A 2,467-nucleotide genomic window follows, 5' to 3' on the forward strand; every position below is an offset into this window, starting at 1 on the left:
CATCTAATGTGTGATTTTAAAAAAAGCCCGCCTCTCCCAGGTAGAAAAGAGAAGCGGGCAATGCATATTTACAAGCTAATTATTTAAATCTTCTGAGTGCTTGATGGACTATGTTTATATCTTACTTGTGAAAGTACGAGTGATGACGTCTTGCTGTTGCTCTGTCGTTAGAGAGTTAAAACGTACCGCATAACCAGACACTCGAATCGTCAACTGAGGGTATTTCTCTGGATGTTCAACCGCATCCAATAACATCTCTCGGTCTAGAACGTTGACGTTAAGGTGTTGACCACCTTCAATCGCAATGCCCTCGTTGCTTGCTTCGTGATGGAAGTAACCATCCATTAGCGCAGCTAGGTTCTTCTTCTGACTCAAGTCATCTTTACCCAATGCGCTCGGCACAATTGAGAAAGTGTAAGAAATACCATCTTTAGCGTAAGCAAACGGCAATTTAGAAACCGATGCCAGAGACGCAACCGCCCCTTTTTCATCACGACCGTGCATTGGGTTTGCACCCGGTCCAAAAGGCATACCTGCGCGACGGCCATCAGGTGTATTACCCGTTTTTTTACCGTAAACCACGTTAGATGTGATTGTTAAAATCGATTGAGTTGGCACTGCTTCGCGGTAGGTGTGCATCTTCTGAATTTTCTTCATGAAGCGCTCAACTAGATCACAAGCGATGTCATCAACACGGGCATCGTTGTTACCAAATTTTGGATAATCACCTTCGATTTCAAAATCAACGGCGATGCCATCTTCATCACGAACAGGTTTCACGGTCGCGTATTTAATTGCCGCCAAAGAGTCAGCGACAACAGACAGACCTGCAATACCACACGCCATGGTGCGGTGCACGTCGCGATCCATCAATGCCATCAGTGATGCTTCGTAGCTGTAACGGTCATGTGAGTAATGGATGATGTTCAACGCTGTGACGTATTGCGTTGCTAGCCACTCCAACATATTGTCGAAACGAGGCATCAAAGCGTCAAAGTCGAGAATTTCATCTTGAACTTTGTCCACTACCGGACCCACTTGCGCTTTCGATTTTTCATCGATACCACCATTGATGGTGTAAAGCAGTGCTTTTGCAAGGTTGGCACGTGCACCAAAGAATTGCATGTGCTGACCAACAACCTGCGGGCTCACACAACAGGCAATCGCGTAGTCGTCATTGTCGAAATCAGGACGCATTAGATCGTCGTTTTCGTATTGAACCGAAGAGGTATCAATCGACACTTTTGCAGCATATTGTTTGAACGCTTCAGGTAATTGCTCTGACCAAAGAATCGTCATGTTTGGCTCAGGAGCAGGGCCCATAGTATGTAGTGTATGTAAGTACCGGAATGTCGTTTTAGATACTAGCGTACGGCCATCAACGCCCATACCAGCCATGGCTTCGGTTGCCCAGATTGGGTCGCCAGAGAACAATGAATCGTATTCTGGTGTGCGTAGGAAGCGAACCATGCGTAGCTTCATGATGAAGTGGTCAATCATTTCTTGCGCTTGTGATTCATCAATCAAACCGTTTGCTATATCGCGTTCTAGATAGACGTCTAGGAAAGTCGAAGTACGGCCCAGTGACATTGCTGCGCCGTTTTGCGATTTAACCGCCGCTAGGTAGCCAAAGTAGGTAAATTGGATCGCTTCTTGTGCAGTTTTTGCAGGTAGCGACATATCAATGCCGTATTTCAGACCCATTTGACGAATGTCTTCAAGCGCTTGAACTTGATCGGCTATTTCTTCGCGCAGACGAAGTGTTTTCTCAAGATCGTTGCCTTGTTCTAAGAACGTTTGTGTTGAGTTGTATTGCTCTTTTTTGTCTGCTTTTAAGAAGTCGATACCGTATAGGGCGAGACGACGATAGTCACCAATGATACGACCACGGCCATAGGCATCAGGAAGGCCCGTGATGATGCCTGATTTACGACACGCCAGAATTTCTTGGGTGTAAAGGTCGAAACACGCTTTGTTGTGAGTTTTACGGTATTCAGTGAAGATTTTTTCAACCGTTGGATCTAGCTCGCGGCCATAAACTTCGCACGAGTTTTTTACCATGCGAATCCCGCCATTGGCGATGATTGCACGTTTTAGCGGTTGATCAGTTTGTAAGCCAACGATCTTTTCCAGATCTTTGTTGATGTAGCCTGCATCGTGGGAAGTGATTGTTGAGGGCAAGTCTGTGTCAAAATCAATAGGGGCGTGTGTGCGGCTTTCTTGTTTTATGCCTTCAAGCACTTGGTTCCATAATGCTGAAGTGGATTCGCTAACTTCAGCTAAGAAAGTCTCGTCTCCCTCATAGGGTGTATAGTTTTTTTGGATGAAGTCACGAGTGTTGACAGAGTTTTGCCATTCACCAGCAGTAAATCCAGCCCATGCATCTAGCATGTCAGTTGTCGGAATAGTCATAAGTAAATCCCTAAGTTATTGATAATTAGAATGGAGGCGACGAGTAGGACGGAAC

At 45.6% G+C, this 2,467-nt stretch carries 1 protein-coding gene; it reads right to left on the bottom strand.

From position 1 onward, the window contains the following. Positions 1-114: 114 nt before the first annotated feature. Positions 115-2,412: a formate C-acetyltransferase gene (gene pflB, locus CAG68_RS18720; RefSeq protein ID WP_053349610.1), complete on the bottom strand. Its 2,298-nt coding sequence runs from the start codon at positions 2,410-2,412 to the stop codon at positions 115-117. Positions 2,413-2,467 lie beyond the last annotated feature (55 nt).

Source organism: Vibrio sp. V42_P2S4T144, assembly GCF_009904715.1.
In the GTDB taxonomy this organism is placed as follows: domain Bacteria; phylum Pseudomonadota; class Gammaproteobacteria; order Enterobacterales; family Vibrionaceae; genus Vibrio; species Vibrio alginolyticus.

Coding starts and splice junctions, on each gene's coding strand:
- pflB (WP_053349610.1), bottom strand. CDS start 2,412: ATGACTATTCCGACAACTGACATGCTAGATGCATGGGCTGGATTTACT.